The sequence below is a fragment of the bacterium genome (genome assembly GCA_040757115.1).
In the GTDB taxonomy this organism is placed as follows: Bacteria; UBA9089; CG2-30-40-21; order CG2-30-40-21; family SBAY01; genus JBFLXS01.
Genome location: JBFLYA010000399.1, coordinates 1 through 2,104, shown reverse-complemented (window position 1 = coordinate 2,104; position 2,104 = coordinate 1). Strand labels below are relative to the sequence as shown.

At 32.9% G+C, this 2,104-nt stretch carries 3 protein-coding genes; 1 reads left to right on the top strand and 2 read right to left on the bottom strand.

What is annotated here, in order from left to right:
• A partial coding sequence (locus AB1422_19100) for a gliding motility-associated C-terminal domain-containing protein (protein MEW6621410.1) occupies positions 1-218 on the top strand: 218 nt, incomplete at its 5' end.
• An 80-nt stretch (positions 219-298) separates the two neighbouring features.
• Here the strand turns inward: AB1422_19100 and AB1422_19095 are convergent.
• Complete coding sequence (locus AB1422_19095) at positions 299-424, bottom strand: hypothetical protein (GenBank protein ID MEW6621409.1); 126 nt, start codon at positions 422-424, stop codon at positions 299-301.
• Positions 425-885: 461 nt separating this feature from the next.
• Positions 886-1,896 carry a squalene/phytoene synthase family protein gene (locus AB1422_19090; GenBank protein MEW6621408.1) on the bottom strand — a complete coding sequence of 337 codons (1,011 nt, stop codon included), beginning with the start codon at positions 1,894-1,896 and terminating at the stop codon, positions 886-888.
• Positions 1,897-2,104: the final 208 nt, after the last annotated feature.

Genomic DNA, 2,104 nt, shown 5'->3' with positions numbered 1-2,104 from the left:
GCAAATATATTACCTTTAAAAATCTAACATCTTACTGGAACTTGAAGATATTTAATTTAGCTGGTGAATTAGTAGATGAGAAAACGGGTGATACCAATGAAGCTCACTGGGATGGAAATAATCAAGCAGGTAATTCATGTGCCAGTGGGGTATATATCTATCTTATCACCAATGATAGGAATGAGAAGGTGACAGGAAGGATAGTGGTAATTAGATAACTGGTAACCGTTCAGGCTATATATCAAAAGTGTAAGAAAGGGGATAAGGAGATATTAGTTTCTACTAATTTCAATTTTTTTTAATAATATCTCCCTATCTCCTTAATCTCCACATTTCCTTTTGTTACACCACCTGAACGCTTACAGGGTTGTTGATCAATTTTAATGTTTCTGTCCTCAGGGATGGGATTAAGCGTATCGTCCATAAATTTTAATTTTCTTCTCTGCGTCTGTTATGTAAAGTGTCAAGCTTTTTTTTATTTTTTTTCAATTAAGGGTTGTAAAGACTCCTTAAGCACGGGTTTTCTCTAAAGCAGAAGCAAAGGGGTTAGATTGACAACTTCTGTGGTTAACCCCTTTGAAGAAAAGAGAAAACCTTAATAAAAGTCCTTAAAGATATGTCAGGTTACGAAAATGAATCTTGTTCCTCCTTTCGTTCTTTGATAGATATAAAAGGTAACCGTAACTTTCTGTTATACGTGGCAACCTGACTTTTTATAAAACAGCAGGTTCACACTCATTGATTCTTTCGTTTTGATTCTTTGAGTCTCTTTCTCTGAGTTCGAGCATTACTCTTTCGCAGACCGAGGCGTCTCAAAAGAATAGGTTACCAGTTACAATTAATATCTTATCCAGAAAATCTTTTGCACGGTAACTTGACACTTTATCATATCATCTCTGTGTCTCTGCGGTGAACGGTTACGTATTTCTTTACCCTCAAATAATCCTTTTTTAAAAGTTGATTTGAATTTGCGAAAGAGTTAGATATTTCTAAAATCTCTGATACCTTCTTACGAGGGACTTTATCTTCGTTTTTGAAGAGGTAAATGAGGGTATTATACGCCAGAACAAAAGGGATGATACAAAATAGCCTTATAGAACGCTCAGTTTCCGGGATAATTTCAATATACTTTAATGCCGAATCAAAATAAGTCAAAATCCAGGGTATAATATCTTTTATTATGCCTATTTGTTGGTTTGGAGATATACTATCTTCAAGATTAATTTGCCATTTATTTGTAATTGCATACGGGAGATAACACCAACCTCTGTTTAAGTCTTTTTGCCAATCTTTCAGGATATTTGTAAGTTGTAATGCTAATCCGAATTGAACTTGATATTTTTCAAGTTGAGTTTTTATTTTAGAGATTGATTTTTTGAGGGAAAAAATTCGGGTAAGCATTATCCCCACAATCCCGGCAACATAATAGCAGTATTCCTCTAAATCTTTCAAATCTTGAAGTTGAAAGATTTTTAAGGATGATTCTAATTTTCTTTTTTGAAATTTTGCCATTCCTTCGACAGACTCACTAATAAGCGGGTCAATGATACTTCGATAAATTGGAAGCAGGTCAAAGTAGCATTTTAAAACCTTATCCCCATTTTCAACAAGTTCTTTTTCATAAGAAGATTGTTTCCATTGAAATTTAAGTGATTCATAGAGGTTAAGTCTTTCATTTAAGCATTTATTCCCTTCAAAAATCCAACGAATTTGCTCCAATGCCTTTATCTTTTCATCTTCTTTTAGAAATAGATTATCTTCAAAGGTATCTGCAATACGGAAAAGCAAATAACTAATTGTTACCGCCTCACAGGTTTTGCCTTTTAGTTTTACAATGTTTAAAGCAAATGTTCTTGATACCTTCGGAAGCATTTCTTTACAATATTGCCATTCCATATAATTATCATAATAATTCTATCATTAATTGTCAAGCAAAAATTACTTGACAATTTCACTTAAGTTAGGTTATAATTATAGGTAACCGTTCAGGCTATATATCAAAAGTGTAAGAAAGGGGATAAGGAGATAAGGGCGATATGGAGATAAGATAATAGAAATAGATTGAAATTTATAGAAATAGGTAGAAATTGATTGTGGAAAACAA